The sequence below is a fragment of the Neoroseomonas terrae genome, assembly GCF_018129025.1.
Taxonomy (GTDB): Bacteria; Pseudomonadota; Alphaproteobacteria; order Acetobacterales; family Acetobacteraceae; genus Neoroseomonas; species Neoroseomonas terrae.
Map to the genome: position 1 here is coordinate 224,287 of NZ_JAAEDI010000004.1, position 26,067 is coordinate 250,353.

Sequence of the window (26,067 nt, forward strand, 5' to 3'; positions counted from 1 at the left end):
CAAGGCATGTTGCGCCGCAAAAGACAGCATGCGACGCTCGTAGCGATGACGCCTCGCGCCGACCGGCCCACGCCGCCCTGACCTGACGGAACCCGATTCCGTCCCGCCGTCCGCGATCGTCGCGTGGCGGCCCTGCCGCGTGCCCTTTCCAGAGTTCCCGTCATGTCCTTGTCCAAGCTGCGCGACGAATGGTCGCCCAACGTCACGCGCGACCTGCTCGCCGGCACCGTCGTCGCCCTCGCCCTGATCCCCGAGGCGATCGCCTTCTCCATCATCGCGGGGGTCGACCCGAAGCTCGGCCTCTATGCCTCGTTCTGGATCGCCATCGTCACCGCGATCACGGGCGGCCGGCCGGCGATGATTTCGGCGGCGACCGGTGCAACGGCGCTCGTCATGGTGACGCTGGTCCGCGACCACGGAGTGGACTACCTGTTCGCCGCCACCGTGCTGACCGGGGTGCTGCAGATCGCCGCGCGGTTCCTGCGGCTCGGCGACCTGATGCGCTTCGTCTCGCGCTCGGTCGTCACGGGCTTCGTCAATGCGCTCGCCATCCTGATCTTCCTCGCGCAGATGCCGGAGGTGATCGGCATGGGCTGGCAGGTCTACGCCATGGTCGCGGTCGGGCTCGCCATCATCTACCTGCTGCCGCGCGTGACGAATGCCGTGCCCTCGGCGCTGGTGACGATCGTGTTGCTGACGGTGGTAACGATCGCCGCGGGCTGGGACTTCCGCACCGTGGGCGACATGGGGCAACTGCCGACGGAATTCCCCGGCTTCGCGCTGCCTAGCGTGCCTTTCAACCTCGAGACGCTGCGCATCGTCCTGCCCTATGCGGCGACGCTCGCGATGATCGGGCTGCTTGAAAGCCTGATGACGGCCGCGATCATCGACGAGATGACCGACACCACCTCCGACAAGAACCGCGAATGCAGCGGGCAGGGGCTGGGCAACATCGTCTCCGGCCTGTTCGGCGGCATGGCGGGCTGCGCGATGATCGGCCAGTCGGTGATCAACGTCTCCTCCGGCGGGCGGGGGCGGCTGTCCTGCCTGTGGGCCGGCGGCTTCCTGCTGTTCCTCGTGCTCGTCCTCGGCGACTGGGTGAGGCAGATCCCGATGCCGGCGCTGGTCGCGGTGATGATCATGGTCTCGATCAACACCTTCCAGTGGCGGTCGCTGCGGACGCTGGTGACGCATCCGAGATCGTCCAGCATCGTGATGCTGGCGACCGTCGTCGTCGTGGTCCTGACGCATGACCTTGCCAAGGGCGTGCTGGTCGGCGTCATCCTCTCGGGGCTGTTCTTCGCGCAGAAGGTCTCGCGCTTCTTCGGCGTCTCATCGGCACTGGAAGGTGGTGTGCGGCGCTACCGCGTGACCGGACAAATATTCTTCGCGACCGCCGAGGCGTTCCACGCCGCCTTCGACTTCCGCGAACCGCTGGACGCCGTGGTGATCGACGTCCAGGCCGCGCATTTCTGGGACATCACCGCGATCAACGCGCTGGACCGCGTGGTGCTGAAGTTCCGCCACCACGGCATTCCCGTGGAGATCGCCGGCATGAACGAGGCGAGCCGCACGCTGGTCGACAGGCTCGCCCGGCACGACAAGGCCGACGCGTTGCCGACGGGAGGGCACTGACGATGACCGCGGAGGACATCGCCCGCACGCTCGCCTTCCTGCGGGAGGCCGAGCGCCTGAAGGACGTGCTACGATCCGGACGCACCAGCGGCGGCCGGCCGGAAAGCACGGCCGAACACACGTGGCGCCTGTGCCTGATGGTGCTGGTCTTCGCCCGCGAACTGCCGGGGATCGACCTCGCGCGGCTGTTTCGGATCTGCGTCGTCCACGATCTGGGGGAGGCGCTGTCCGGCGACGTGCCGGCAGTGGACCAGGCGCCGGACGATGGGCGTGCGGCGCGTGAGCGCGCCGACCTCGAGGCCCTGGTAGCGCCGCTGCCCGACGATATCCGCACCGGGATCCTGTCCCTCGCCGCGGAGTACGAGGCGGGGGCAACCCCGGAGGCCGTCCTCGCCAAGGGCTTCGACAAGCTGGAGACGATCCTGCAGCACAGCCAGGGCGCGAATGCGCCCGGCTTCGACTACGCCTTCAACCTCGACTACGGGCGGTCGCGCACCGATGCGCATCCGCTCCTCGCCGCGATCCGCGAGCAGATCGACGCGGCGACGCGCACGCGGATGGGCTGACGCTTCATCCCGCGAGCGACGGCAACCCCCGCCCCAGCCGCTCCAGGATCGCCGCCCCCAACGAATGCGGCTCGACGCAGGGCCGCCGCGGATGGACCGCCGCGATCCCCGCCCGCGTCGCGAAGAACGGCTTGCCATAGGCGGCGAAGTGCTCCGCCGTGCGCGGCATCATCATGAAGGTCGCGAGCGGCAGGACGGAACGATGCAGCGCCTCCGCGGCATCCTCGTCGCCGGCGTCCATCAAGTCCCAGATGCGCGCCTGCACGTCGAAGACGTCGGGGGCAGGGATCATCCCCGCGCAGCCGATCCGGTGCGTATCCGTCAGCTCAAGCCCCGCCAGCCCGTTGAAGATCGAGAACGCCCCCTCGGTCTCCTCGATCAGCCGCTGAACGTACAGGATCGGCCCTTCACCCTTCATCATGCGGAACTGCGGGTGGTGGCGGTTCAGCGTGCGCAGCGCCGAAGCCGACAGGGCGACGTCCATCATCGACGGATTGTTCTGCGGTCCGCAGGGGATCGACACGCCTTCGGCCAACGCACCCATGAAGCGGATCAGCGCGGCCTCGTTCATGCCCGCCATCTGCGGCGGCTGCAGCACCAGCCAGGCCGCACCGGCCGCCTCCGCCGCGCGGGCAACCTCCAGCGCCGCGGCCACGCCCGATTCGTTCACCGTCACGGCCACAGGCACGCGGCCGGCTACATCCTCCAGCACCCAGTCGATGATCGTGCGCCGTTCCTCCAACGTCAGCTTGTGGAACTCCGTGACGAGCCCGAGCACGGCGATGCCGTGCGCGCCGCCGCGGATGCAGGCTTCGACCTGCGCGCGCATCGCCGCGCGGTCGAGCCGTTCTTCCACATCGAAGAAGGCATAGAGGATCGGCCAGACGCCTCGGAACGCCGCCACGGCCTCAATCCTTCCAGGGATGCCGGTTCCACAGCGCCTGATAGCGGTCGCGCAACGCGACAAGTTCGGCGCGATAGGCTTCGGGGCCAAGGAAGCGCAGAGGCAAGCTCTGCTGCACGGCTAGGCGCTGGAACTCCGGGTCGTCCACCGTGCGGCGCAGCGCCTGGGCGAGGCGCGCCATCACGTCCGGCGGCACGCCGGCGGGTGCCGCCATGCCGCGCATCGACCCTTCCACCACGTCGATCCCAAGGTCGCGCAGCGTTGGCACCTCGGCCGCGACCTCCCAGCGCGTGGCGCCCATCTGGGCGAGCGGGCGCAGAACGTCCTGGCGCCACTCGGCGATGCCCTCGGCCATGTTCATGACGGCGAGCGGGATCGCGCGGGAGAGCAGGTTCTGCTTGACCTGCGCCGAGCCGGCGAAGGGGATGTGCAGGAAGCGCGTGTTGGTCGCGCGCTCGATCGCGAGGATGGCCAGGTGATCATCCGAGCCGATGCCCGTGGTGCCGTACCCGATGGATGCCGGCCGTTCACGCGCCGCGGTCAGCAGGCCCGCAAAATCGCGGATCGGGCTGTCCTTCAGCACCCACAGCCCGCCCGGATCGTCCACGATGTTCGCGATCAGCGCGAAGTCGTCCAGCTTGAAGCGGGCCGGACGCTCGATCGGGATGGTCACGATGGTCGGCGTGTTGATGAAGCCGATCGTGTAGCCGTCGGGCCGCGCGCGGGCGAGCTCGCTGAACCCGATCTCGCCCCCCGCGCCAGGCCTGTTGAGCACCACCACCGGCTGGCCGAGGTCGCGTTCCATGAAGCGGGCGATGGTGCGCGCCGCCGTGTCGGTGCCGCCCCCGGCGGCAAAGGCGACGATCATCGTGATCTGCCGGTCGGGCCGCCATTCGCCCGGCTGGGCGTGTGCCAGGGCAGGCGTAGCGAGGGCAGCGGCGATCAGCCCACGGCGGCTGGTGGTCATGCGGTCGTCTCCCCAGGACGATTATCGTTGTCGTAACGATGCACGCGCGCGGGCCGGACCGGAAGGGGGAAGCGATGTGGGACCGGCGGTACCAACCCAGTCCACCGGCGCGAGATGCAAAGCCCGGGCCTGGTGCGGAAACGCGCTACGGACGCGACCGTACAACGTGCATGTCTCGGAATATTACGAATGCGATATATATCGCAGCCGCGTCAGCGCCGCCGGCGCAGGCTTCTGACAGAGGTTTCCCGAGCGGTGGCCGGCCCGGCCGAGGGCAGGCTCCGAACATGCGAAAGGCCGCCGGCATCCCGGCGGCCCTTCGAATAGCCACTACCCCCGACCCGATGGCCCCGCATCGGATCGAAAATGCAGTGCGGCCAGGTTGTCAGTCGGCGGCGATCGCCATGCGGCCGCGGTTCAGCACGCCCATGACGTGGTCCTCGGCGGCGTCCACGACCTTGTCCGTCTGGTCCGGCGTGTAGACATGCCCGGCACCCGGCATCACGCGGTAGTCGATCGTGATACCCTTCTGGGTGTTCAGCTTGTCCACCAGCTTCCGCACCGACGGCTCCGGCACCAGCTCGTCATCCGCGCCGTGGAAGATCAGCCCGTTGCAGGGGCAGGGGGCGAGGAAGCCGAAATCGTAGTGCGAGGCCGGCGCGCTGATGGAGATGAAGCCGCCCATCTCGGGGCGCCGCATCAGCACCTGCATGCCGACATAGGCGCCGAAGGAATAGCCGGCCACCCAGAGCATCGAGGCGTTGGGGTTCACCGCCTGGAGGAAGTCGAGCCCCGAACAGGCATCCGACACTTCCCCGATCCCGCCATCATAGCGGCCCTGGCTGCGCCCGACGCCGCGGTAGTTGAAGCGGAGGACGGAAAAGCCCATCGCCTGGAAGCGCTGGTAGAGGCTGTAGCTGACCCGGTTGTTCATGGTCCCGCCGTGTAGCGGGTGGGGATGAAGGATCAGCGCGACCGGGGCATTGGGCCGTTTCGAGTGATGGTATCGTCCCTCGAGCCGGCCATCCGGCCCGGCGAACATGACCTCGGGCATCGTGTGTTCAGTCCAATGCGCTTGCCGCAGGCCGTGCCATCTCGCCCGCCCCCGACGGGGCCTGGGCCGGATTGGGCGGCGACCTGCCGCAGTTTGGGGGACCCCGCACGATGGCGCCGGGGGGTGGACGCCGGCCATGAAACGCCTTACGCCGCCGGAATTGTTGACTGCGACGGTCGGAATATCTAGCGTCGATCCGGTTCCTGGCCCGCAACGCGCGAACCTGCGGCATCGACAAACTGGCTGCGTTCCATAGTGCCCTGGGGGAGGTCCCCGTGTCCCAGGGCTGCCGCACTATATGGGAACGGGTCGGCGATCGCATAACAGAATCGCCATACTGTGCCCATGTGTGTGTGTCGGATCAGGGTTGCGAGGAGAGCGGAGTAGGTCATGCGCCTGTCCACCCGCGGACGATATGCCGTCATGGCCCTCGTTGAAATGGCCGCACGCGAGGGCCGTTCTGAAGGCTGCATCGACGGGAAGCCCGTTACTCTCACCGATATTGCTGCTGCGCAGCATTTGTCTGTTGCTTATCTGGAACAATTATTCGGCCGTCTCCGGCGCGCCGGCCTCGTCGCCTCCGCCCGCGGCCCCGGCGGCGGCTACCGCCTCGCCCGTCGGGCATGCGCCATCCCCATCGCCGAGATCCTGGACGCCGCCGATGAACCCATCATCGCGACCCGCTGCGAGGATGGCGGCCCCGGCTGCCTCGGCGGACTGCGCTGCCTGACGCACGACCTCTGGGCGGAACTCGGCGACCAGATCAGGCTGTTCCTCGGCGCCATGACGTTGGCCGACGTTGTGGATGGCTGCGTAACCGGCCGCGCCCGCCCGCCCGCCGGTCGCGAGGCGGCCGCGACCGACCCGCGATGAGCCTCGCGCTCGACGCCAACGCGACCGAGCCTCTGCGGCCGGACGCACGGGCGGCCGTCCTCGGGGCACTCGACCTGCCGGGCAACCCTTCTTCGGTCCATGCCGAGGGCCGTGCCGCGCGGCGCGCGCTGGAGGATGCACGCGGCAGCCTCGCCAAGCGCTTCGGTGCCCGTCCGCAGGACGTCGTCTTCACCGCCGGCGGCACCGAGGCGAATGCGCTGGCGATCCGCGGCCTCGCCGGCGACCGCCGCATCCTGGCCGGCGCCACGGAGCATCCCGCCGTGCTGCGCGCCGCTCCCGACGCCGCGCTGCTGCCGGTCCGGCCGGACGGGACCATCGACCTCGGCGCGCTCGACGCCACGCTCGCCGCCGGTGGACCGGCGCTGGTTTGCCTGATGGCCGCGAACAACGAGACCGGCGTCCTCCACCCGATCGAGGCGGCGGCCGAGATCTGCCGGCGCCATGGCGCGCTGCTCCATGTCGATGCCGTGCAGGCGGCCGGCCGCGTGGCGCTGCCGGCCGGCGCGGACAGCATCGCGCTGTCCGGCCATAAGCTTGGCGGCCCCAAAGGGGCGGGGGCGCTGCTGCTGCGCCCGGGCCTCGACGTCGCCCCTCTGATCGCGGGGGGTGGCCAGGAACGGGGCCGGCGCGGTGGCACTGAGCCCCTGCCGGCTATTGCCGGCTTTGCCGCCGCCGCGGAGGCGGCGACCGAGCCAACCGCGGCCCGCCTGGCGCCAATCCGCGACGCCATCGAGGCGGCCCTTGCCGGGGAGGCGCTGTTCCCCGGCCGGCTGGCGCCGCGGCTGCCCAACACGACGTCGATCCTGCTGCCTGGCGTGCCGGCCGAGACGCAGGTGATCGCCCTGGATCTCGCGGGCGTCCGCGTCTCCGCCGGCTCGGCCTGTTCCTCCGGGAAGGTCGCTGCGTCGCATGTGCTGGCAGCGATGGGCCTCGGCGCGGATGCCGGCTGTGCCATCCGCGTGTCGCTGCCGTGGAACACGCCGGATGATGCGGCGCCGCGCTTCATTGAGGCGTGGCGGCGCATGCGCGATCGGGTCAGGCCGCGGGCCGCATGATGGCGATGCGGGGGAGAGCAGGCTCTCTCTCCCGCCTGCCTTCCAGCGGGACCGCGGCGACCATCCTGTCGGTGCGCAAGGTCGGGTTGTTGATCTCGTCCTTGCTCACCGGCCCGGTGTCGGCGCTTGGCGCATCGTGCGGAAGCAGGGCCCGCCAGGGCTATCGGGGGGCGCTGGCGATGCAGTCGTTGCCGCGACTGGTAAAGCTTGCCACCCGCCCGCCAACGACCTCGAAGGTCGTGTCGCAATCCCAGGTCTGGACACTGACGCCGCCGGCCCAGCCCCAACCGGGGCCGGCATCCGCCGTGACGAACCGGCGCTCGTACTGGAGGAAGCTGCGGTTCCCGACGTTGAAGCTGCGGACCGGTACGCCGAGGGCGGCGACGAGGTCTGCCTCCGGCTTGCCGACATACTGGCCCATTCGGGCCTCGAAGCCCTGCCTGGTGGCGCAGCCCTGCAGCAGCAGGGTCCCACCCAGCGCCGCGACCAGAGCCGTCATTCTCCGTGCCATTCTCAAATGCCTTTCGCCGGACACCACCGCGGTGCGTTGCCTTGCAGATGCGTTCCAAGCGCAATGTCCGGCCGGACATGGCGTTCATCCCGATAGGGATGCGCAACCATTAGAGTAATTGCGAACGAATCGCAACGGAGAGTGCCGCGGCGTATCGCGGCACCCCTGCCGTGGCGCTACTGCAGTTCCGGAATGACCCAGAGCGGCGCCTCGCCCCGCGCGACGCGCTGGCAGTTGTCGAAGGCGTTGCGGAACCGCGCCGGCTGGTTGTCCCAGGTCGGGCCCGCATAGTGCGGCGTCAGCACGACATTCTGCATCTTGAACAGCGGATTGTCGGCCGGCGGCGGCTCCTGGTCGAACACATCGAGGCCGGCGCCGGCGATCACCCCGCCGTCCAGCGCGGCGATCAGGGCCTTCTCGTCGATGACCGGCCCGCGGCAGGTATTCACCAGGAAGGCCGTGTTCTTCATCAGCGCGAGTTCCGCCGCGCCGATCATGTGCTTCGACGCGGGCGTCAGCGGCACGTGCAGGGAAACGATGTCGGAGGTCCGCAGCACCTCGTTCAGCAGCCGGAACCGGACGGAAAGCGCGTCCTCCTCGGCCTCCGAGACGCGCTTGATGTCGTAGTACTGCACGCGCATGCCGAAGGCGTTGGCCAGCCGCGCGACCTTCCGCCCGATCGCCCCGAGCCCGACGATGCCAAGCACCTTGTCGCGCAGCTCGAACAGCTTCACCGAGCCTGGGTTGTTGCCGCGCCAGCGGCCGCTGACGACGCTCTCATGCTGCCAGACGAGGCGCCGGCAGGTCGCCATCATCAGCATGATCGCGTGCTCGGACACCGCCGTGGAATTCGCCCCGCCATTGTTGCAGACGGGAATGCCGGCGCCGCGCGCGGCCTCGATGTCCACCGTGTCGTAGCCGGCCGAGAGGAGCTGGAACAGCTTCAGCTTCGGCGCCGCCGCGTAGAAGCCCGCATCGATCGCGCGGTTCCCGAAGCCCACCAGGTATTCCGCTTCGCCCAGCGCCGCCTTGAAGGCGTCGCTGCCGAAGGGGGCGATGACGAGCTCCATCTCGGCCGGCGCGATTTCCCGCGCGGTCGGAATGTCGGACAGCGGGCTGTCCATCATGAGTATGCGGGGCGCCATGCGATGCTTCCTGGGGTTGCCCGGCCACGATACGCGGCGCGGGAAACCGGGCAAGCGGGCGGGCGGCTTGGCGCTCCGGCAGAAAAAGCGCCCGCTGCAACCTGAGCAGCGGGCGAGGTTGAAGTCAGCACGCCCCGAAAGGGGGTCCGGGGCAAAATCATAACGTCACAGCGATCGAAAGGTTCGCAGGAAGGCGATGAAGCCGCGTTGGTGCATGGCGGGCACAGCGACGGTGCACCCGGCCTGCGCCCTCAATATGATCCCCACTACTACGGAGCTTTCGTGCGGGATCCGGACGGCAACAAGATCGAGGCAGTCACCTATTCGGCGGACTAGCCTGGAATCGGCGGCGATCGTGCTTGGCTCGAAGGCGGCTAATGGCGCAACGATCCCACCCCATTCACGGCGACCTATTTTGGGACCTGCCCGAGCTCGTAAGCCCTGCGACGCCGCAGCCATCGCTTGTCTTGAGTAATAATTCCCAATTATCCCTTTGACAAAGGAAGGGCGGTTTCGGTATGTCAATGGTCATGGCAACCGACCTGACCGCACCGATCTACACCGATGAAGCCGCAGCCCGCGCGCATCTGGAACGGCTGCGCTGGCCGAACGGCCCGGTTTGCCCGCACTGCGGTGTAATCGGCGAGGCGACCCGTCTTGCCGGTGAGGCGCATCGCCCCGGTTTGCTTGAGTGCCGCGCCTGCCGCCGCCAGTTCTCGGTTACGGTCGGCACGGTTTTCGAGCGCAGCCATGTGCCCCTGAACAAGTGGGTTCTGGCGACGCATCTCATGTCGGCCAGCAAGAAGGGCATCAGCGCCCATCAGCTGCACCGCATGCTCGGCGTCACGTACAAGACGGCGTGGTTCATGGCGCACCGCATTCGCGAGGCGATGACGGATCAGAACCCCGGCCCGATTGGCGGCGAGGGCAAGGTTATCGAGGCCGATGAAGCATACCTCGGCAAGGTTGAAACCCCGGTTCCGAGCAGCAGCCGCAAGGGCCGCCCGTATCTCAAGCGCGATATCTCCAAGCAGAAGCGCCCCATCGTCGCGCTGGTCGAGCGCGGCGGCGAAGTCCGCGCGATGCACATGCCGGTCGTGACCGGTGAAAACATTCGCGACGCGCTGGTGCGCAACGCGGATCGCGCCAGCCGCCTGCACACTGACGAAAGCCGCCTCTATCCTAAGGTCGGCGCCGAGTTTGCCGCGCATGAGACAGTGCAGCACTCCGCCGGAGAGTATGCCCGCGGCGACGTCACCACCAACTCGGTTGAAGGCTTCTTCGGCATCCTCAAGCGCGGCATGCGCGGCGTGTATCAGCACTGTGGAGAGCAGCACTTCCAGCGCTACATCAACGAATTTGCATTCCGCTATAACAACCGCGTTCGCCTTGGCGTGGACGACAATGCCCGCGCCCGCCTTGTCTTGCTCGGCATCACCGGCAAGCGTCTGACCTATCGGCGGATTGGTGTCGCCTAAGACGCCGAGGCAGATGGCTCGTTGGTTTCTTCGCTGGCAGCGAAGGCAGGGCAAATAATTGAATTTGCCTCATGAGTGAGAATCCCCACAAAATCGGCGCCAGCCATCGCGCGCACTTTTTGAATGGCCTCGCCTTGGGATTTAGCGAGCACGTGAAACGCGTGCTCCTTTCCGTTGTGCTGGAACGTAAAGCCGAAAGAAAGCAAGGAATACAGGACCATGGCCGACGTTACCTACCCTTGTTATTGGTTAAAGAAAGATCAAAGCGGCGGGTGGTACTGGATATACTACGCCAAGAACGGCGAAGAAATCGCAAGGAGCAGCGAAAGCTACGTTAAATACGACGATTGCCTCCACGCGGTTCGGCTCGTTCAGAATTCTTCTGATCATCAAGTGTTCTTTTCGAAATAGAAATAGGCTTCTTCGCGTGTGCCTTGCGTGCCGCCGATGGCCGCTTCGGCGTCGCCAGCATTCGTTTCAACGCGGCGTCGCGGCGATCGGCGTCATCCTCGGGAGTGCTCATGTCCGCTGAACCACCAATCATCTATGATTTTGACCCTCGCAACCTACCACCTGAATTGCTGCGGGCAGTAGGTCTCGTTGTCGCCGCCTCTGCGCGGACTGAGGCGATCGTACAGACCCTCATCGGCGGCCTACTTCAAATCGACGAAATTGAGGCCATAGCATTAAGCGCTCACATGAGCGCCCCGCTGAGGGATCAGATCGCTCGCTCACTCATGGAAATCAATGCAGTCAGCCCGAGTTTGGTTCACGAAGTTGATGCCCTGCTGGATGTTATTGGCGAGGCAGCGCGGCGCCGGAACGCCATCGTCCACAACTCATTCGTGCAGAATCCAGATACCGGGCAGATACTAAGCCTCCGTGAGGCGGCGCGCGGCAGCCTTCGAGTAGAATTAAAGCCGGTGACCGTCGAGGAAATCGAGCAAGAAGCGGCGCTGATCTATGAGAGCGGAATGGCGCTCTACGAGTTCATGACCCTTTACGAAATCTTCCCGCACGACCGAACGCGCTCGGTCGGCCTCCCACTGAAGCGAGGAAAAAAGGCGCGAGAATCGCTCGTTAAGGGAGCGCTGCAAAAGCGCTGATGCCGGCCTGTCACGCTCGCCAGACATAGGAATCGGCCTCTACTTTGTCAAAGGGATAATTGGGTAATAATTCCTATTATAAGCCGCGGGTGGCCGGAGGGGTAGCCCATGATGCCAAGCCGTGTGAGTTGCAGCCCGTGCACCATCACCTGATGTGGCAGGCCGCCGCGTCGCCCAAGGCGCGTGCGGTACACTGTTCCGCCTGCCATTTGTCCAAAGCCGACGCTTTTGGCAGGTTCTTCAACTTCCGGTTGCCCTCCCGCTCCCAGCCATCCCGGCCCATCTTGCCGCCATGACCGTCCCGCCGAACCGCCCGATCTACCTCGACTGCCACGCGACGACCCCGGTCGATCCGCGCGTCCTGGCGGCGATGCGCCCCTGGTGGGAGCAGAACTTCGCCAACCCCGGCAGCGTCGAGCACGCCATGGGCCGCGCGGCTGAGGAAGCCGTCGAAAATGCCCGCAGCCACGTCGCGGACCTCATCGGCGCCGACGCGAAGGAGATCGTGCTGACCTCCGGCGCGACCGAGGCGAACAACCTCGCCATCAAGGGCGCCGCGCGCTTCGCCGCGGCGCAGGGCAGCGGCCGCCGCCGCATCGTCACTGTCGCGACCGAGCACAAATGCGTCCTCGAAAGCGTGAGGGCGCTGGCCGAGGAAGGCTTCGAGCCGGTGTTCCTGCCGGTCGGCGCAAGCGGCCTGCTGGACCCCGCCGTGCTGCGCACGGCGGTCGATGACGGAACGCTGCTCGTCTCCGTTATGGCGGTGAACAACGAGATCGGCGTGATCCAGGATCTCGCCACGATCGGCGCCATCGCGAAGGAAGCCGGCGCGCTGTTCCACACCGACGCCGCGCAGGCAGCCGGGCGCATCCCGCTGGATGTCGAGGAGATCAGGGCCGACCTGCTGTCGCTCTCGGCGCACAAGATGTACGGGCCGAAGGGCATCGGCGCGCTCTATGTCCGCCGCCGGCCGCGGGTGCGGATCGCGCCGCTGTTCTCCGGCGGTGGGCAGGAACGGGGCCTGCGCTCGGGCACCCTGCCGGCCCCGCTGGTCGTCGGCTTGGGGGAGGCGGCGCGTATCGCGGCCACCGAAGGGCTGCTCGATGCCGGCCGCATCGCCGGCCAGCGCGACCTGTTCCTCGCGGCGCTCACCGCCGCCGTGCCCGGCGTCGTGCAGAACGCGGCGGATGCGCCGCGCGTGACCGGCAACCTCAACATCGCGTTCCCTGGCGGCGTGCCTGCCCAGGCGATCATGGCGGCCGCGCCGGGGGTCTGCGTCTCGACCGGCTCCGCCTGTTCCTCGGCGGAGGTCGAGCCTTCCTACGTTCTCCAGGCCATTGGCCTGGACGATCCCCGGGCCCGCGCCACCTTGCGGATCGGCATCGGACGCTTTACCTCGCCCGCCGATGTGCAGCAGGCCGCCGCGATGCTCGCGGAAGGCTGGCGACGGGCGATTTCCGACATGAGCAGGGCGGCGGAGTAGACATGCCGAAGATGGTCTTCGTATTGCGAGACGGGACGCGCAAGGAAGTGGATGCGCCGCTCGGGCTGTCCGTGCTTGAGATCGCGCACCGCCACGATGTCGATATCGAAGGCGCGTGCGAGGGCTCGCTCGCCTGTTCCACCTGCCATGTCGTCGTGGACCCCGATTGGTTCGGCAAGCTGGCGGCACCGACCGAGGACGAGGAGGACATGCTCGACCTCGCCTTCGATCTGCAGGAGACGTCGCGTCTCGGCTGCCAGCTCATCATGACCGACAAGCTCGACGGTCTCGTCGTGAAGCTGCCCGCCGGCAGCCGCAACGCGGGGGGCTGAGGGCGTGTCCGTGCCGCGCTGGGAGACGGATTTCGGTGCGGAGGGTGGCCTCTTCCGTCGGCTGCGCGCCGCCGCGGGGGCGGATTGGGCAGGCTACACGTGGCATCCCTTCGTGCGCGCCCTGTCGGACGGGTCGCTGTCGCTGAAGGGCTTCCAGACCTACCTGATCCAGGACTACCTGTTCCTGATTCATTTCGCCCGCGCCAAGGCGCTCGCCGTTGTGAAGGGCGAGAGCATCCAGGCCATGCGCGACAAGGCCGCCGCCGTGCTGGCCATCCTGGACGAGACGAAGCTCCACCTGAAGTACTGCGCGGAATGGGGCCTGTCCGAGGCCGATGTGATCGCGACCCCGGAAAGCGCCGAGACTGTCTCCTACACCCGCTGGGTGCTCGATCGGGGGCTGCATGGCGACATCCTGGACCTTGAGATCGCGCTGATCCCCTGCACGGTGGGGTATGGGGAGGTCGCGCTGCGCATCCTCGCCGACCCGGCGCGCAAGGTGGCCGGGAATGTCTATCAGTCATGGATCAACACCTATGGCGCAACGGATTACCAGGCGATGGCCCGCGCCGCCGCCGCGCGGATCGATGCGCTGGGCGAGAGCCATGGCGGGGAGGCGCGCTTCGCGAAGCTCGCCGCCGATTTCGCCGAGGCCGCGCGGCTGGAGCAGCGCTTCTGGCAGCAGGGGCTGGATGCCGGCGGCGGCATCGTCGGCAATGGCTAGGGGCGGCGCCATGCCGTGCCGGCGATGAGGATCCTCGTCGCCATGTCCGGGGGTGTCGATTCCTCGGTGGTCGCCGGGCTGCTGGCCGAGCAGGGCCACGAGGTGGTTGGCGCGACGCTGCAGCTCTATGACCACGGCGCGGCGGCGAAAAAGAAGGGCGCCTGCTGTGCCGGGCAGGACATCCATGACGCACGCGACGTCGCGGACCGGCTCGGCATCCCGCACTACGTGCTGGACCGCGAGCAGGTGTTCCGGCGCGAGGTGATCGGCGACTTCGCCGACACCTATGCCCGCGGCGAAACGCCGATCCCCTGCATCCGTTGCAATCAGACGGTGAAGTTCCGCGACCTGGTGGCGCTCGCCCGCGACCTGGGCTGCGAGGCCCTGGCGACGGGCCACTACGCCCGCCGCGTGGAAGGGGCCGACGGCGCGGAGTTGCACCGGGCGGCCGACCCGGCGCGGGACCAGTCCTACTTCCTGGCGGCGACAACTCGCGAACAGCTCGGCTTCGCACGCTTCCCCCTGGGCGGGTATCCGGACAAGGCAGCGGTGCGCGCCGTGGCGGCGCGGCTCGGCCTCGCGGTCGCGGACAAGCCGGACAGCCAGGACATCTGCTTCGTCCCCGAGGGCCGCTACGATTCGCTGGTGGCGAAGCTGCGCCCCGACGCCGTCGCGCCGGGTGAGGTCGTTCATGCCGATGGCCGCGTGCTTGGCAGCCATGCCGGCATCGCGCGGTACACGGTCGGGCAGGGCAGGGGCCTCGGCAACGCCTCCTGGGATGGCGATGAGAGGCTGTACGTCGCGGGCGTCGATGCCGGGCGGCGGCGAGTGGTGCTGGCGCCCCGTGGCGCGCTGGAATCGGCCGAGGCGACGCTTGGAGAGGTAAACTGGCTGGTCGACCCCCCGGACGCGCCACGCCGCTGCACCGTGAAGCTGCGCGCGCGGGAAGTGCCGCGCGACGCTGTGGTGGCGTGGGATGCCGATGCGGGCTTGGCGCGCGTGACGCTCGATGTGCCGGGAATCGTCGCCCCCGGGCAGGCCTGCGTGATGTATGATGAGGACCGTGTTCTCGGCGGCGGGTTCCTGCGTGTCGCGGGGACGGTTGACAGGGCGCGGGCCGCGGCCTAACTCGCGGCCCTCACTTCGATGGCGGCGTAGCTCAGCTGGTTAGAGCACGGCACTCATAATGCCGGGGTCAGCGGTTCAAGTCCGCTCGCCGCTACCATCGAAGTTCCCTGAACTCTGCGCTTCCTCGTTCCTCACTCAGGGACCCTTGCGGCCGTGCGGGAGCACTTTCAGGCAAGCCCGGTCCGGGTCGTTTTTCCTCAGAGGCCCTGCGCCGCCACAACCCGCGCCTAAAGGTCGGCCGGCGCTTCCCACCACTTGGTGCACTGCCCAGTCGCAGCGGTAGTCGGCCCACCAGCGCTTTCGCGTGCCGACACGGCTGCGCGCCATTCCCAGAGACGAGAACCCGCCGGTCCGCATCGGAGGCGGCTTTCGGCCCTGCCGTACTCCGGACGGGGGAGAGACAAGCCGATCTCTCCGCCCGTTGCCTGCCGTCAGTTCAGCCGCTCGATGCCGTTCCGCTCCACCACCTCCCGCCAGCGGGCGACCTCGGCGCGGACGTGGTCGGCGAAGCGTTCCGGCGAGCCGCCTTCCGGCCGCACGCCAAGATCGCGCAGGCGGCGCTGTACCTCGGGGTCGGCATTGGCCTCATTCAGGATGCGATTGAGCCCGTTGACCGCGTTCGCCGGCGTGCCTCGGGGAGCCATGAACCCGAACCAGGGTTCGACCACGATGTCGGGGACACCGGCTTCGGCGAAGGTCGGCACGTCGGGCAGCGCAGGATCGCGCTCGCGGCCCGTGACCGCGATGGCTCGGATCTGACCCGCGCGGATCGCCTGGATCTTGGTCGGGACGTTCTCGATCATCACCTGGACCTGATTCGCCAGCAGCGCCTGCAGCGCCGGCGCGCCGCCGCGGAAGGGCACGTGCACCAGCCCCAGCCCGAGCCGGCCGTTCAGGAATTCGGGCGTGAGGTGGTTCGAGGAGCCGAAGCCCGAGGACCCGTAGTTCACCCGCCCCTGGTTTGCGCGTGCCCACACGATGAATTCCTGGAGGGTGGTCACAGGAATGGAAGGGTGGATGGCCAGCGCATTCATGACGCTGCCGCTCCAGAAGACGGGCACCAGGTCGCGTTCGATGTCGTAGGGCATTCGGGCGTAGATGGCGGCGTTGATCGCGCAGTTGCCGATGGTGCACTGGCCGAGCGTGTAGCCATCCGGTGCGCTGCGCGCCACGGCCTCCATCCCGATGTTCCCGTTCGCCCCCGAGCGGTTCTCGACCACCCAGGGATGCGGGGAACTGCGGCTGGCGCGGTCGGCGAAGATACGTGCGACCAGGTCGCTCGATCCACCCGGCGGGAAGGGGACGATGATCCTGACCGGCCGGTCCGGGATCCAGTCCTGAGCGGCAGCCGGCAGGGCGAGCAGCCCCGCGGCGAGAATGGCGGCAATCCGGCGCAGCATGGTTTCCTCGATTGGTTTCGTTGCCGGTAACGTGCCCTCCAGCCCGGAAAGCCGCAATATCGGCGCCTGCACCGGTGGGCTGCCTGCCGACGACTGCCGGGCACCGTGGGAGGTTTCCTGCGTTACTCGGGCTCGATCCCCGCCATGGCGATGTAGCGCGCGTAGCGTGCACGCAGGTCGCGCGCAAAGGTGGCGCAATCCTCGAGGTTGTAGCGGCCGATGGTGTGGCCGAATTCCTCCAGCCTTTCGCGCATCGGGCTGGAGTTGAGCGCCCCAACCGCGAACTCGTTCAGCCGCTGCATGACCAGCATCGGCGTCCCCTTCGGCACGGCGATTCCAAGCAGTCCGGGCAGCGCTGCATCGGGATAGAACTCGGCGATGGAAGGCAGGTCGGGATGCCTGTCCCAGCGCTGTGCGCGGGTCACCGCCAGTGCGCGAACCTGGTTGTTCTTGAGGTAGCTGTCGGCAGCCGAGGTCTCCTGCACGACGAAATCGATCCGTCCCGCAAGCAGGTCGCTCATGGCCGTCCCGACGACACGGTACGGCACGCCCAGCAGCTGGATATCGGCCGCCTTGCTCAGGATCTCGGCGGGCATGCGGGACGCGGTGTTGAAATGCCCGAAGCTGTATCGGCCAGGCTGCGCGCGCGCTGCCGCGACCAATGCCGGAATGCTCTGCAAGGGAGATTCGGACCTGACGAGGAAGTAGCTGCCAGCCGAGCCGAACATGCCGACAACGTCGAAATCCGTGGTCGGGTCGTAGGGCAGGTTCCGGATGAGGCTCGGATTTGCCGCATGGGTGCTCGTGGTGCACAGCAGGAGGGTATAGCCGTCCGCCGGTGCTGCCTTCACCGCCATGGTGCCGATCACGCCGTTGGCGCCGGGCCGGTTCTCAACGACCACGGGCTGGCCGGCCGTCGTCTCGATGTATTGCGCGCAGAGCCGCGCCGAGATGTCGCCCGATCCGCCGGGACCGAACGGGACAATGATGCGCAGAGACCGATTGGGGAATCCCGTCTGCGCCAGCGCCGGTGCGGCAATGCCTGCGCCGAACCCTGCCAGGACCAGGTTCCTCCGCTTCAGTGTGATGGCTGGCTTCGTGCTCTTCATGACTGGATCGTTCCCCTTTGGCGTCCTGTTCCCTGCGGCATCGGCATCATGCCCTGCGACCTGTCCGAGGAAATCGCGCGCAGGATAGGCAAGCACACATTCCCCAGCCGCGCGTCCCCTCGGCGTCGATATTCCCAGGCGGAACCGTTACCCAGCCTCCGTCAGCCGAGATGCCAGGCGCCACCACGCGAGCCTTGAGCCGCTTGCCGGGGGCGGAGCCGTGACATAACGTTCCGGAATCGTTTCGCTGGGGAGTGCGGCAATGCGAAGCGCTGTCCTTGCCGTCGGCCTGTGGCTTCTGACCGGCATCGAGCCCGGCGCGGCGCGCGTGCTCGAAGTGGGGCCGGGCCGCGCCTTTGCGCAGCCATCCGATGCCGCGGCCGCCGCGGCCGATGGCGACATCATCCGCATCGCCGCTGGCACCTACAGGAACTGCGCGGTGTGGCGCAGCAACCGGATCGTCATCGAGGGCGAGAACGCCGCGACCACCATCGTCACGGAGCGGAGCTGCCAGGGTAAGGGGATCTTCATCATCACCGGAAACGACGTGACGGTGCGGAACCTGACGCTGTCCGGCGCGCGGGTGCCGGATGCCAATGGTGCCGGCATCCGCGCCGAAGGCGCCGGCCTCACCGTCGAGAACCTCCGCTTCCTCGGTAATGAGAACGGTATCCTGACGGGTCAGGAGCGCACCGCGTGGCTGGTCGTGCGCGACAGTGAGTTCATCGGCAACGGGAGCTGCGAGCGCGATTGTGCCCACGGCATCTATGCCGGAAACATCGGCCTGCTTCGCGTTGAGCGCTCGCGCTTCATTGGCACGCGGCAGGGGCACCACATCAAGTCGCGCGCCTGGCGCACCGAGATACTCGGCAACGAGATCGACGACGGACCGGACGGGACCGCCAGTTACCTCATCGACATTCCGAATGGGGGCGCCGTCGTCATCCGCGGCAATCGGATGCGCAAGGGACCGCACTCCCAGAACCGGTCCACCGCCATCACCATCGGGGCGGAAGGCGTCAATCGGCCAACGCCGGAGATCCTGATCGAGGGCAACAGTTTCATTCTCGAAGGCGGGTACGCGACGACCTTCGTCACCAACCGGACCGGGACCGCGGCGAGGCTGATCCGCAACCGCATCCCGGCTTCCGTGCGGCCACTGAACGGCGATGGCCGCGTAACGGCGCGCCCCTGACGGGTTTCGGCGCCTGCCGGAGGCGGGGAACACGCTGAACGGCCCATTCGCAAACAGCCTCCGAGCCTGTCGGCGTTCGACAGGGCTGGTCAGCGGCGCGTCATGCGGCGCAGACTCCATTCCCTGCGCGCCCGGGCCGACAGAGATCGCCATTGCCGCGGAGGGAGGAACAAGAGAATGCCGAACCGTCGAAGCATCCTGAGTCTCGGCCTGGTTGCGACCATGCCGCTGGCGGCGCCCGCGCTGGCCCAGACCTATCCGAGCCGGCCGATCCGCGTGCTCGTCCCGTATGCGCCCGGCGGCAATTCCGACACGATGATGCGCCTGATCCAGCCGCGCATGTCGGAGTTCCTCGGCGGCGCCACCATCGTGATCGAAAACCGCACGGGCGCCGGCGGCGCGCTGGCGGCCGGCGTCGTCGCCGCCGCGCCGGCCGACGGCTACACGCTGCTGTTCGATGCCGCGTCCTTCCTGATCGCGCAATTCGCCAACCGCGACCTGCCCTTCGACTACGAGACGGCGTTCGCGCCGGTCGCGCTGGTCGGGGAGCTTCCCTACGTCCTCGCCGTCAGTGCCCAGTCGGGCATCCGGGATTTTCCCGGCTATCTGGACGCGGCGCGCAAGGTGCAGGGCGGCATGCCCTATGGCACGCCGGGGGTGGGGAATGTCGGGCACCTCGCCGGGGCGCTGCTGTCCTTCCGGTCAGGCATTCCGATGGAGCACGTTCCCTATCGCGGCGGCGCCGACGTTGCGCGCGATCTCTCGGCCGGCACGCTGCCGTCGGGCTATCTCGGCAGCAGTTCGATCAAGCCGGCGCTCGAGGCAGGGCGCGCTGTGGCGATCGCGCTGACCAGCGGCGAACGGCGGGGCGGCATCGAAGGCATCCCGACCATCGCCGAGAGCGGCTTCCCCGGATTCGATCTGACGAGCTGGAACGCGCTGTTCTGTCGTTCGGGCACGCCCGAGCCCGTTCGGGCGCGCCTTGAAGCCGCGGTCGCCCACGCGACGGCGGACCAGGAGGTCCGCGCACGGCTTACGGCCTCCGGCACCACGCCGATGCCGGCGGATTCTGCGAAGCTGACCGAGCGGTTGACGCGCGAGCGCGCGATGCTGCGGCAACTGATCCGCGATACCGGCATCAGCTTCGGGTAAGGCTGGCTCAGCCCGGCGGCGGCGGCAGGGTCCGGTCCGCGCGGCAGCGCTGCATCGGCAGCGGTTCGCCCGACAGGATGCGGACCACGCGCCCGCCCGGCGCCGTGTCGAGTATGAGGCAGGCGCAGCCGTAGCCGTGCGGGCCGTTCGTCTCGACCCAGCCGAGCGTCGTCATGTCCGGCAGGGAGTCCAGCCCCGGCACTGGTTCCCGCCCCACGCCCTGCACGGACAGCACCCATTCCCCATCCCGGTCGCGCAGCCACCAATTGGCGGGGGAGGGATTGGCGAGCCAGCCGCAGCGGCGTTCCGGCGCCGCGGCAGCGCCGCCCGCCCAGAGGCAGCCAAGGATGGTGGCGATGACGGCGTGGCGCATGGTGGAACCCTCCGGCGGCCTACCTGAAGCACGCGGCGTTCGCTTGCGCTCACGCTGCCTGCTCCAGCCTTCTGTCTGGCGCGCATTCTCGCGCGTTCTGATGATTCCATCTGAACGCGATTTGCTCTAGCTGGCTGCGGCGCCGATGTCAGGGCCGCCGCCACGCCGTCGGCGCCAATGCCCCCAGGACACCGCGGCGATCGCCAGCAGCGGCAAGCTGAGGGCGAGGCAGACCAACGGTTTGAGGAACACCTCGGCATAGGAGGCCGCCGCCAGTTCCGGCGCATCGCGCGGATACACCAGTCGGATGCGGGCGCCTTCGGCGAGCTCCGGATCGCCGGGCAGCATGTCCCGCCAGGCAATGGTAACCTCGGCGCCGTCCGAGGTGCGGAAGCGCAGTAGGGGCGCAAGCGTCTCGTAGGTGTAGCGCTCGCCGCGCTCGGGCTCCGCGATGCGGGTCCGGCGCTCGAACCCCACCACGTCGGCGACCGCTACTTCCGACCGCAGGAAGCGGGCCGCGTCGACGGCGGTCACCGCCGCCATCGCGGCCGGGATCGCGCCACCCAGGACGAGCAGCACCGTGCCGACGGGACCGAGGTCGAGCATCGCGCGGCCGGATGCCGGCCTCGCCGTCGCGGGGGATGCCGCAAGGGCGCGGGCGAGCGCCGCGAGCTGCCCGTCGGTCAGGCCGCCCTCCCCAGATTCGAAGCGCAGCAGCGCCTGCGGCGTCAGCCCGGCCCGGCGCGTTGCCTGATCCAGGGACAGGCCCAACGCTTCGCGCCTGGCGCGGCATTCGGTGGGCGTCGGCGCGGCGGAGGCCATCGGTTCGTGTCCGATTCGATGATGGTGTCGCAACTATGCCGGCACAGGACAGATCATGCGATGTCAGGAAACGACCCGTGCCAAGTGATGCTTCGCCACCACAGGGCGCTCTGAATTAACGCTGCATTTACGATGCAACCTTTCCCCGCTGATTCGGAACTCGCTAACGTCGGTGTGAATTCTACGCGACTTCAGCGTAGCAGTTCCGCGATCAGCCGGGATCGGGGGATTCGCGGCCGATGTCGCCGAGTTTCCAAGGGGATCGATCATGAACCACGTTGTGGATCTTGCTGCGCTCAACAGCTTCTCGTCAGGAAACGAAGTTTCGCACCGACCGCCGCAAGACCCGATCGGCGCCGCGGCGCAGGCCATCGAGCAGATCCTTGCTGCTGCCCATGAGGCGGGACAGGAGGAGGCGGTGCGGCTTCTCCATGCGGTGACGGCGCTGCTCTCGGCCGCCCCTCGACACTGAGGCCCGGGCGCCGCGGCGCCATGACGGCCAAGGTCGCCCTCGTCACCGGCGCGGCGCGCGGCATCGGTCTGGCTACCGCGCGGCGCTTCCTCGCCGAGGGGTGGCGTGTCGTCTTGCTCGACATCGACGGCGCGCTGCTCGACGCCGCCGCGGCCGCAATCGCGGAGCCGGAGGCGACGCTCGCCCTGATCTGCGACGTATCCGACGCTGCCGCCATCCGCGGGGCGGTACAGGGCGCGGCGGCGCGGTTCGGCCGGCTCGATGCGCTGGTGAACAATGCCGGCATCGCGGTCTTCAAGCCGATCCTGGAGACGACGCCCGAGGAATGGTCCCGCGTGATGGCGGTGAACCTGACGGGGCCGTTCCTCGCGACCCAGGCGGCGGCCCCGATCATGGCGGAGAACGGCGGCGGGGCGGTGGTGAACATCACTTCCATCTCGGGCCTCCGCGCCTCGACCTTGCGGGTCGCCTACGGCACGTCCAAGGCCGCGCTCGCGCATCTGACGAAGCAACAGGCGGTCGAGCTTGCCGCGCTCGGCATCCGCGTGAACGCCGTCGCGCCGGGTCCGGTCGATACGGCGATGGCCAAGGCGGTGCACACAGCCGAGATCCGCCGCGACTACCACGATGCCATTCCGTTGAACCGCTATGGGCGCGAGGAGGAACTGGCCGACGCCGTCGTCTTCCTGTGCAGTGAGCGCGCTTCCTATCTGACGGGCCAGGTGATCGCGGTGGATGGCGGCTTCGATGCGGCCGGGATCGGCCTGTCGACGCTACGGGCGGAACGACGCAATCGGTAGCGGCGCCGGGGCTCGCAGCATCGCCCGGCTGCGCCTATCGTCGTCGCGCGGCGCCGGGGCGCCGGCAGGAAGCGTTGAACGAGCCGGAGCGAGATGCCCGCCGACCGATCCACCAAGCTGTTGCTGATCATCCTGTCGGCGATGTTCCTCCAGCAGACCTTCGCCACCTTCGGGCGCCAATTGCCGCCCATCATCGCGCCGGCGATTCTCGCGGACCTCGCGCTGGACCCGGCATGGCTCGGCTTCTACGTCAGCGCGGCCGCGGCGTCGGCCCTGCTGTTCCAACTCGGCTGCGGCAGCTTCATCCTGCGCTACGGCGCGATGCGGATGAGCCAGGTGGCGCTGGTGATGCTCGGTCTCGGCCTTGCGCTCGGCACGGTGGGGCCGAACGCGCTGCTGTTTCTCGTCTCGGGCGTGATCGGCGGCGGGGCGGCGGCGATGTCCACGCCGGCGAGCTCGCATCTGCTCGGCCGCTACTCGCCGCCGAAGCAGGCGCCGCTGGTCTTCTCGGTGAAGCAGACGGCGGTGCCGGCGGGGCTGCTCGCGGTGGGGCTGCTCGGGCCGTGGCTGACCGGGGCAACGGGGTGGCGCGGCACGCTGCTGATCGCCGCGGCGGCCTGCATCGTCTTCGCCGCGATGCTGGAGCCGCTGCGCAAGGAATTCGATTCCGACCGGGTCCCGACCCAGACCTTCCGGCTGTCGGACTTCCACACCACGATCCTGAGCGTGCTTGGCGCGCCGGACCTGCGGCGGCTGTCCTTCGCCTGCTTCGCCTTCAACGGGCTGCAGACCGTGTTCACCTCGTACTTCGTCGTGGCGCTGACGGAACTCGGCCATGGGCTCGCCGCGGCCGGGCTCGTGTTTTCCGTCGCCATGATCATCGCCGTGCCGGGGCGCCTGTTCTGGGGCTGGCTCGGCAGCGGCCGCGTCGATCCCGCGGTGGTGATCTGCTGGCTGGCGCTCGGCATGGCAGGCGGGTCGGCGGCGATGGCGCTGCTCGGCGCGCATTGGCCGCTGGTGCTGGTCGGCGTCGTGGCGACGGTGCTGAGTGCGACGGTGATGTCCTGGCATGGCATCCTGCTGTCGGAGGCGGCGCGGCTGGCGCCGGCAGGGCAGCGTGGCGCGGCGACCGGCGGCGTGCTGTCCTTCGGGCAGCTCGGCGGGCTGCTGCTGCCGCTGGTTTATTCCGCGGCGCTGGTGACGACGGGCAGCTATGGCCTCGGCTTCGCCGCCGCCGGGCTGCCGGCGCTCGTCGTCGGCATTGTGCTGCTGCGCGCGCCGCGCGAGCATGAGGCGCGATAGGCAAGGGAGGCAGGCATGACGCAGGGCTTCGTCCTCGGCGACGTCACCGTCCAGCGCATCATCGAGGAGGAGACGCCGCTCTTCGACCCTCTGACCTTCCTGCCGACGCTGACGAAGGATGTGCTGGAGGAGAACCGCGGCTGGATGGAGCCGGCCGCGCTCGATCCGGCGACGGGCAAGCTGATCCTCTGCATCCAGTCCTGGGTGGTGCGCACGAAGCATCACACGATCCTGGTCGACACCTGCGTCGGCAACGACAAGGACCGGCCGAACCACCCGTTCTGGAACCGGCTGAAGCGCGATTCCTACATGCGCGGCCTGGCGGCGCTGGGCCTGACGGTGGATGACATCGACATCGTGATGTGCAGCCACATGCATGTGGATCATGTCGGCTGGAACACGCGGCTGGAGAACGGCCGCTGGGTGCCGACCTTCCCGCGCGCACGCTACGTCTTCTCCGCGGCCGAGTATGCGTATTGGGAGGGTGAGCACGCCAAGGCCGCCTCGCCCATCTTCGCCGATTCCGTGCTGCCGGTCGTGGAGGCCGGGCGCGCCGAGATGGTCGCCGACGACCATGCGATCACCGATGCGATCCGGCTGGAGCCCACGCCGGGCCACACGCCGCATCATGTCGCGCTGCGCGTCGGCAGTGGCGATCACGAGATGCTGTTCACCGGCGACCTGATCCATTCGCCGATCCAGGCGCGCTACCCGGAACTCTCGATGCGCGCGGATTGGGATGGGACGTTGGCGGCGAAGACGCGGCGGCGCGTGCTCGACTGTGCCTGCGAAGCGCGCACCTTGCTCTGTTTCGCGCATTTCCCGTCGCCCGCCCGCGCGCGCGTGTCGCGCTGGGGAACCGGCTTCCGCGCCGACGTGGTGGGCTGACGCCGCGGGATTGCGCATCCCACGACGCGGGGGCGTCTGACGCCGCCATCGAACACGCGTCCTCAACGGGTCGTATCATTGACCCTGTCGCGATCTGCTCTAGCCTTCCCGCATAACCCGCGGTGGAGACGGGCATGGAGGAGACTGAAGCCGGGCGACCCTTGCCCGTCGCGCGCATCGTTGCGCCGCGATCGGTGGCGGTCGTCGGCGCATCGGATGATGTCGGCAAGTTTGGCGGCCGCGTCATCCATTATCTGCAGAAGCACGGGTTTCCCGGCACGATCCTGCCGATCAACCCGAACCGTGCGACGATCCGCGGGCTGCCGGCCTTTCCGCGGGTCAGCGCCGCGCCGGTCGCGGCGGATGTCGCGATCCTCGCCGTGCCGGTCGCGCATCTCGAAGCGCAGATCGCCGATTGCGCGAAGGCCGGCGTCGGCGCCTGCATCGTCATCACCGGCAAGCTTGCGGAGGCGGGGCCGGAAGGTGCCGCGCTGCAGGACCGTGTGCTGGCGACGGCGCGCGCGGCCGGAATGCGGCTGGTCGGGCCGAACTGCCTCGGCATCTTCAACCCGGTCGATCGCGCGATGCTGTCATCGTCGCTGGCGTTGGAGGAGGAGGACTACGCGCCGGGCGGCATCGGGATGGTCAGTCAGTCGGGCGCGCTGATGGGCACGCTGCTGTCCTTCGGGCGGTATCACGGGGCGCGGTTCAGCCGCTGCATCTCGGTGGGCAACCAGGCCGATCTGGGGCTCGAGGACTTCCTTGATTACCTGGTGCAGGACGAGGCGACGCAGGCCATCGGCCTGTACGTCGAAGGGCTGCGCGACCCGGCGAGGTTCCGCGAACTGCTGCGCGCGGCGCGCAAACCGGTCTTCATCGTGAAGGCCGGGCGCAGCGAAGCCGGGGCGCAGGCGGCGCGGTCGCATACGGCGAGCCTCGCCGGGGCCTTCCCGTCCTTCGAGGCCGTGTGCCGCGAGGCCGGTGCCGTTGTGATGGAAGACCCGCAGGCGATGGTGCTCGCCTGCGATGCCGCGATCCGCCTGCCGCGACTGCCGGCGGCGGGGCTGGGCCTCGCGCCCATCGCGTCGTCGGGCGGGTCGACAGTGACCTTCGCCGATATGCTGCCGAGCGCGGGGCTGCGCGTCGCGCAGATCTCGGCGGCGACGCGCGCCGTGCTCGGCCGCTGGATGCCGGAGACGCATATCGCGCTGCCGGTCGATACCGGGTCCTTCAACGAAGGCACGAGCGGCGATGGGCTGTCGGACTGCATCCGCGCCTTCATGGCGGATCCTGATGTCGGCGCCGTCGTGGTGCCGATGACGACGCAGCCGGACATGGCCGGGCGCACGCGGTTGTTTCCGCCGCTGGTGCAGTCGGGCGGCAAGCCGCTGCTGTATCTGATGACGGCGGGCGCGGTCGGCGATGCCTCCCGCGCCGTCATGCGGGCGGCCGATCTTCCCTTCTACGACCGCATGGCGGATGCCGTCGCCGTGCTTCGCGCGCTGGAGGCCGAAGCGGCGGGGCGGGAGCGCCGCGACGCGGCAGCACCGGCGCGGCCGGCCCGCAGCGGCC

At 68.5% G+C, this 26,067-nt stretch carries 29 protein-coding genes and 1 tRNA gene; 19 read left to right on the forward strand and 11 right to left on the reverse strand.

All coding sequences use genetic code 11. The features are described 5' to 3' along the window. Positions 1-162 precede the first annotated feature (162 nt). Both GXW78_RS05005 and GXW78_RS05010 read left to right on the forward strand, forming a co-directional pair. Positions 163-1,635 carry a SulP family inorganic anion transporter gene (locus tag GXW78_RS05005; protein WP_211866596.1) on the forward strand — a complete coding sequence of 491 codons (1,473 nt, stop codon included), beginning with the start codon at positions 163-165 and terminating at the stop codon, positions 1,633-1,635. 2 nt (positions 1,636-1,637) lie between these two features. Beyond that, positions 1,638-2,201 (forward strand): HD domain-containing protein, encoded by a 564-nt coding sequence (locus tag GXW78_RS05010; RefSeq protein WP_211866598.1) that lies wholly within the window; start codon positions 1,638-1,640, stop codon positions 2,199-2,201. A 4-nt stretch (positions 2,202-2,205) separates the two neighbouring features. Here GXW78_RS05010 and GXW78_RS05015 read toward each other — a convergent pair whose 3' ends face one another. The 3 genes from GXW78_RS05015 to GXW78_RS05025 form a co-directional block, all read right to left on the reverse strand. After that, positions 2,206-3,105 carry a dihydrodipicolinate synthase family protein gene (locus GXW78_RS05015; RefSeq protein ID WP_211866600.1) on the reverse strand — a complete coding sequence of 300 codons (900 nt, stop codon included), beginning with the start codon at positions 3,103-3,105 and terminating at the stop codon, positions 2,206-2,208. Positions 3,106-3,109: 4 nt separating this feature from the next. Continuing rightward, positions 3,110-4,072: a tripartite tricarboxylate transporter substrate binding protein gene (locus GXW78_RS05020; RefSeq protein WP_211866602.1), complete on the reverse strand. Its 963-nt coding sequence runs from the start codon at positions 4,070-4,072 to the stop codon at positions 3,110-3,112. Between the two features lie 385 nt (positions 4,073-4,457). Beyond that, positions 4,458-5,126, reverse strand: coding sequence for an alpha/beta hydrolase (locus GXW78_RS05025; protein ID WP_211866604.1), 669 nt, complete (start codon positions 5,124-5,126; stop codon positions 4,458-4,460). A 390-nt stretch (positions 5,127-5,516) separates the two neighbouring features. On the opposite strand from GXW78_RS05025, the gene GXW78_RS05030 reads away from it, so the two are divergent. Beyond that, positions 5,517-5,999: an Rrf2 family transcriptional regulator gene (locus GXW78_RS05030; protein WP_211866606.1), complete on the forward strand. Its 483-nt coding sequence runs from the start codon at positions 5,517-5,519 to the stop codon at positions 5,997-5,999. After that, positions 5,996-7,075, forward strand: coding sequence for a cysteine desulfurase family protein (locus GXW78_RS05035; RefSeq protein WP_211866608.1), 1,080 nt, complete (start codon positions 5,996-5,998; stop codon positions 7,073-7,075). Before GXW78_RS05030 ends, GXW78_RS05035 begins: the two co-directional genes overlap by 4 nt. A gap of 160 nt (positions 7,076-7,235) precedes the next feature. Here the strand turns inward: GXW78_RS05035 and GXW78_RS05040 are convergent, their stop codons facing one another. Beyond that, the gene (locus tag GXW78_RS05040) at positions 7,236-7,574 is read right to left on the reverse strand and encodes a hypothetical protein (protein ID WP_211866610.1); all 339 of its coding nucleotides are present in this window, start codon (positions 7,572-7,574) and stop codon (positions 7,236-7,238) included. 188 nt (positions 7,575-7,762) lie between these two features. Next, positions 7,763-8,731 carry a 2-hydroxyacid dehydrogenase gene (locus tag GXW78_RS05045; RefSeq protein ID WP_211866612.1) on the reverse strand — a complete coding sequence of 323 codons (969 nt, stop codon included), beginning with the start codon at positions 8,729-8,731 and terminating at the stop codon, positions 7,763-7,765. Positions 8,732-9,261: 530 nt separating this feature from the next. On the opposite strand from GXW78_RS05045, the gene GXW78_RS05050 reads away from it, so the two are divergent. Continuing rightward, positions 9,262-10,209, forward strand: coding sequence for an IS1595 family transposase (locus tag GXW78_RS05050; protein WP_211866614.1), 948 nt, complete (start codon positions 9,262-9,264; stop codon positions 10,207-10,209). Here GXW78_RS05050 and GXW78_RS05055 read toward each other — a convergent pair. Then, entirely contained in the window at positions 10,206-10,430 is a 225-nt protein-coding gene (locus GXW78_RS05055; protein ID WP_211866616.1) for a hypothetical protein, read from the reverse strand. The genes GXW78_RS05050 and GXW78_RS05055 overlap by 4 nt on opposite strands. Here GXW78_RS05055 and GXW78_RS05060 point away from each other — a divergent pair. Further along, on the forward strand, positions 10,429-10,620 hold the full coding sequence (locus GXW78_RS05060; RefSeq protein WP_211866618.1) for a DUF1508 domain-containing protein: 192 nt from the start codon (positions 10,429-10,431) through the stop codon (positions 10,618-10,620). The two genes, GXW78_RS05055 and GXW78_RS05060, sit on opposite strands and share 2 nt — an antisense overlap. On the opposite strand, the gene GXW78_RS05065 is transcribed toward GXW78_RS05060, so the two are convergent. Beyond that, a complete protein-coding gene (locus tag GXW78_RS05065) occupies positions 10,544-10,732 on the reverse strand; it encodes a hypothetical protein (protein WP_211866697.1) in 189 nt (62 codons plus the stop codon). The two genes, GXW78_RS05060 and GXW78_RS05065, sit on opposite strands and share 77 nt — an antisense overlap. On the opposite strand from GXW78_RS05065, the gene GXW78_RS05070 reads away from it, so the two are divergent. From GXW78_RS05070 to GXW78_RS05095, 6 genes are all read left to right on the forward strand, one after another. After that, entirely contained in the window at positions 10,644-11,315 is a 672-nt protein-coding gene (locus tag GXW78_RS05070) for a hypothetical protein (RefSeq protein ID WP_211866620.1), read from the forward strand. The two genes, GXW78_RS05065 and GXW78_RS05070, sit on opposite strands and share 89 nt — an antisense overlap. A gap of 292 nt (positions 11,316-11,607) precedes the next feature. Continuing rightward, positions 11,608-12,798, forward strand: a complete 1,191-nt coding sequence (locus GXW78_RS05075; protein WP_211866622.1) for a cysteine desulfurase family protein — start codon at positions 11,608-11,610, stop codon at positions 12,796-12,798. Between the two features lie 2 nt (positions 12,799-12,800). Continuing rightward, positions 12,801-13,130, forward strand: a complete 330-nt coding sequence (locus GXW78_RS05080) for a ferredoxin family 2Fe-2S iron-sulfur cluster binding protein (RefSeq protein ID WP_211866624.1) — start codon at positions 12,801-12,803, stop codon at positions 13,128-13,130. A 4-nt stretch (positions 13,131-13,134) separates the two neighbouring features. Then, entirely contained in the window at positions 13,135-13,854 is a 720-nt protein-coding gene (locus GXW78_RS05085) for a TenA family protein (RefSeq protein ID WP_338147688.1), read from the forward strand. Positions 13,855-13,878: 24 nt separating this feature from the next. Beyond that, positions 13,879-14,982, forward strand: coding sequence for a tRNA 2-thiouridine(34) synthase MnmA (gene mnmA, locus GXW78_RS05090; RefSeq protein ID WP_211866626.1), 1,104 nt, complete (start codon positions 13,879-13,881; stop codon positions 14,980-14,982). 20 nt (positions 14,983-15,002) lie between these two features. Beyond that, positions 15,003-15,079: transfer RNA gene (locus tag GXW78_RS05095), tRNA-Met, on the forward strand. Positions 15,080-15,413: 334 nt separating this feature from the next. Here the strand turns inward: GXW78_RS05095 and GXW78_RS05100 are convergent. Next, entirely contained in the window at positions 15,414-16,382 is a 969-nt protein-coding gene (locus GXW78_RS05100) for a Bug family tripartite tricarboxylate transporter substrate binding protein (RefSeq protein WP_211866628.1), read from the reverse strand. Positions 16,383-16,504: 122 nt separating this feature from the next. Further along, entirely contained in the window at positions 16,505-17,491 is a 987-nt protein-coding gene (locus tag GXW78_RS05105; protein WP_211866630.1) for a Bug family tripartite tricarboxylate transporter substrate binding protein, read from the reverse strand. A gap of 262 nt (positions 17,492-17,753) precedes the next feature. On the opposite strand from GXW78_RS05105, the gene GXW78_RS05110 reads away from it, so the two are divergent. Beyond that, on the forward strand, positions 17,754-18,686 hold the full coding sequence (locus GXW78_RS05110; protein WP_211866632.1) for a right-handed parallel beta-helix repeat-containing protein: 933 nt from the start codon (positions 17,754-17,756) through the stop codon (positions 18,684-18,686). Between the two features lie 177 nt (positions 18,687-18,863). Further along, a complete protein-coding gene (locus GXW78_RS05115) occupies positions 18,864-19,838 on the forward strand; it encodes a Bug family tripartite tricarboxylate transporter substrate binding protein (protein WP_211866634.1) in 975 nt (324 codons plus the stop codon). Positions 19,839-19,845: 7 nt separating this feature from the next. Here GXW78_RS05115 and GXW78_RS05120 read toward each other — a convergent pair whose 3' ends face one another. Next, positions 19,846-20,211: a DUF4087 domain-containing protein gene (locus tag GXW78_RS05120; protein WP_211866637.1), complete on the reverse strand. Its 366-nt coding sequence runs from the start codon at positions 20,209-20,211 to the stop codon at positions 19,846-19,848. A gap of 126 nt (positions 20,212-20,337) precedes the next feature. Then, on the reverse strand, positions 20,338-21,033 hold the full coding sequence (locus tag GXW78_RS05125; protein WP_211866639.1) for a helix-turn-helix domain-containing protein: 696 nt from the start codon (positions 21,031-21,033) through the stop codon (positions 20,338-20,340). A 268-nt stretch (positions 21,034-21,301) separates the two neighbouring features. Between GXW78_RS05125 and GXW78_RS05130 the strand changes: the two genes are divergently transcribed. The 5 genes from GXW78_RS05130 to GXW78_RS05150 form a co-directional block, all read left to right on the forward strand. Then, a complete protein-coding gene (locus GXW78_RS05130; protein WP_211866641.1) occupies positions 21,302-21,505 on the forward strand; it encodes a hypothetical protein in 204 nt (67 codons plus the stop codon). Positions 21,506-21,525: 20 nt separating this feature from the next. Next, positions 21,526-22,305 (forward strand): SDR family NAD(P)-dependent oxidoreductase, encoded by a 780-nt coding sequence (locus tag GXW78_RS05135; RefSeq protein WP_211866642.1) that lies wholly within the window; start codon positions 21,526-21,528, stop codon positions 22,303-22,305. Positions 22,306-22,398: 93 nt separating this feature from the next. Next, positions 22,399-23,607, forward strand: a complete 1,209-nt coding sequence (locus tag GXW78_RS05140) for an MFS transporter (RefSeq protein ID WP_211866643.1) — start codon at positions 22,399-22,401, stop codon at positions 23,605-23,607. A gap of 15 nt (positions 23,608-23,622) precedes the next feature. Further along, positions 23,623-24,495 carry an MBL fold metallo-hydrolase gene (locus tag GXW78_RS05145; protein WP_211866644.1) on the forward strand — a complete coding sequence of 291 codons (873 nt, stop codon included), beginning with the start codon at positions 23,623-23,625 and terminating at the stop codon, positions 24,493-24,495. Between the two features lie 134 nt (positions 24,496-24,629). Beyond that, positions 24,630-26,067: CoA-binding protein (locus tag GXW78_RS05150; protein ID WP_211866645.1), on the forward strand; the 1,438-nt coding region annotated here is incomplete at its 3' end.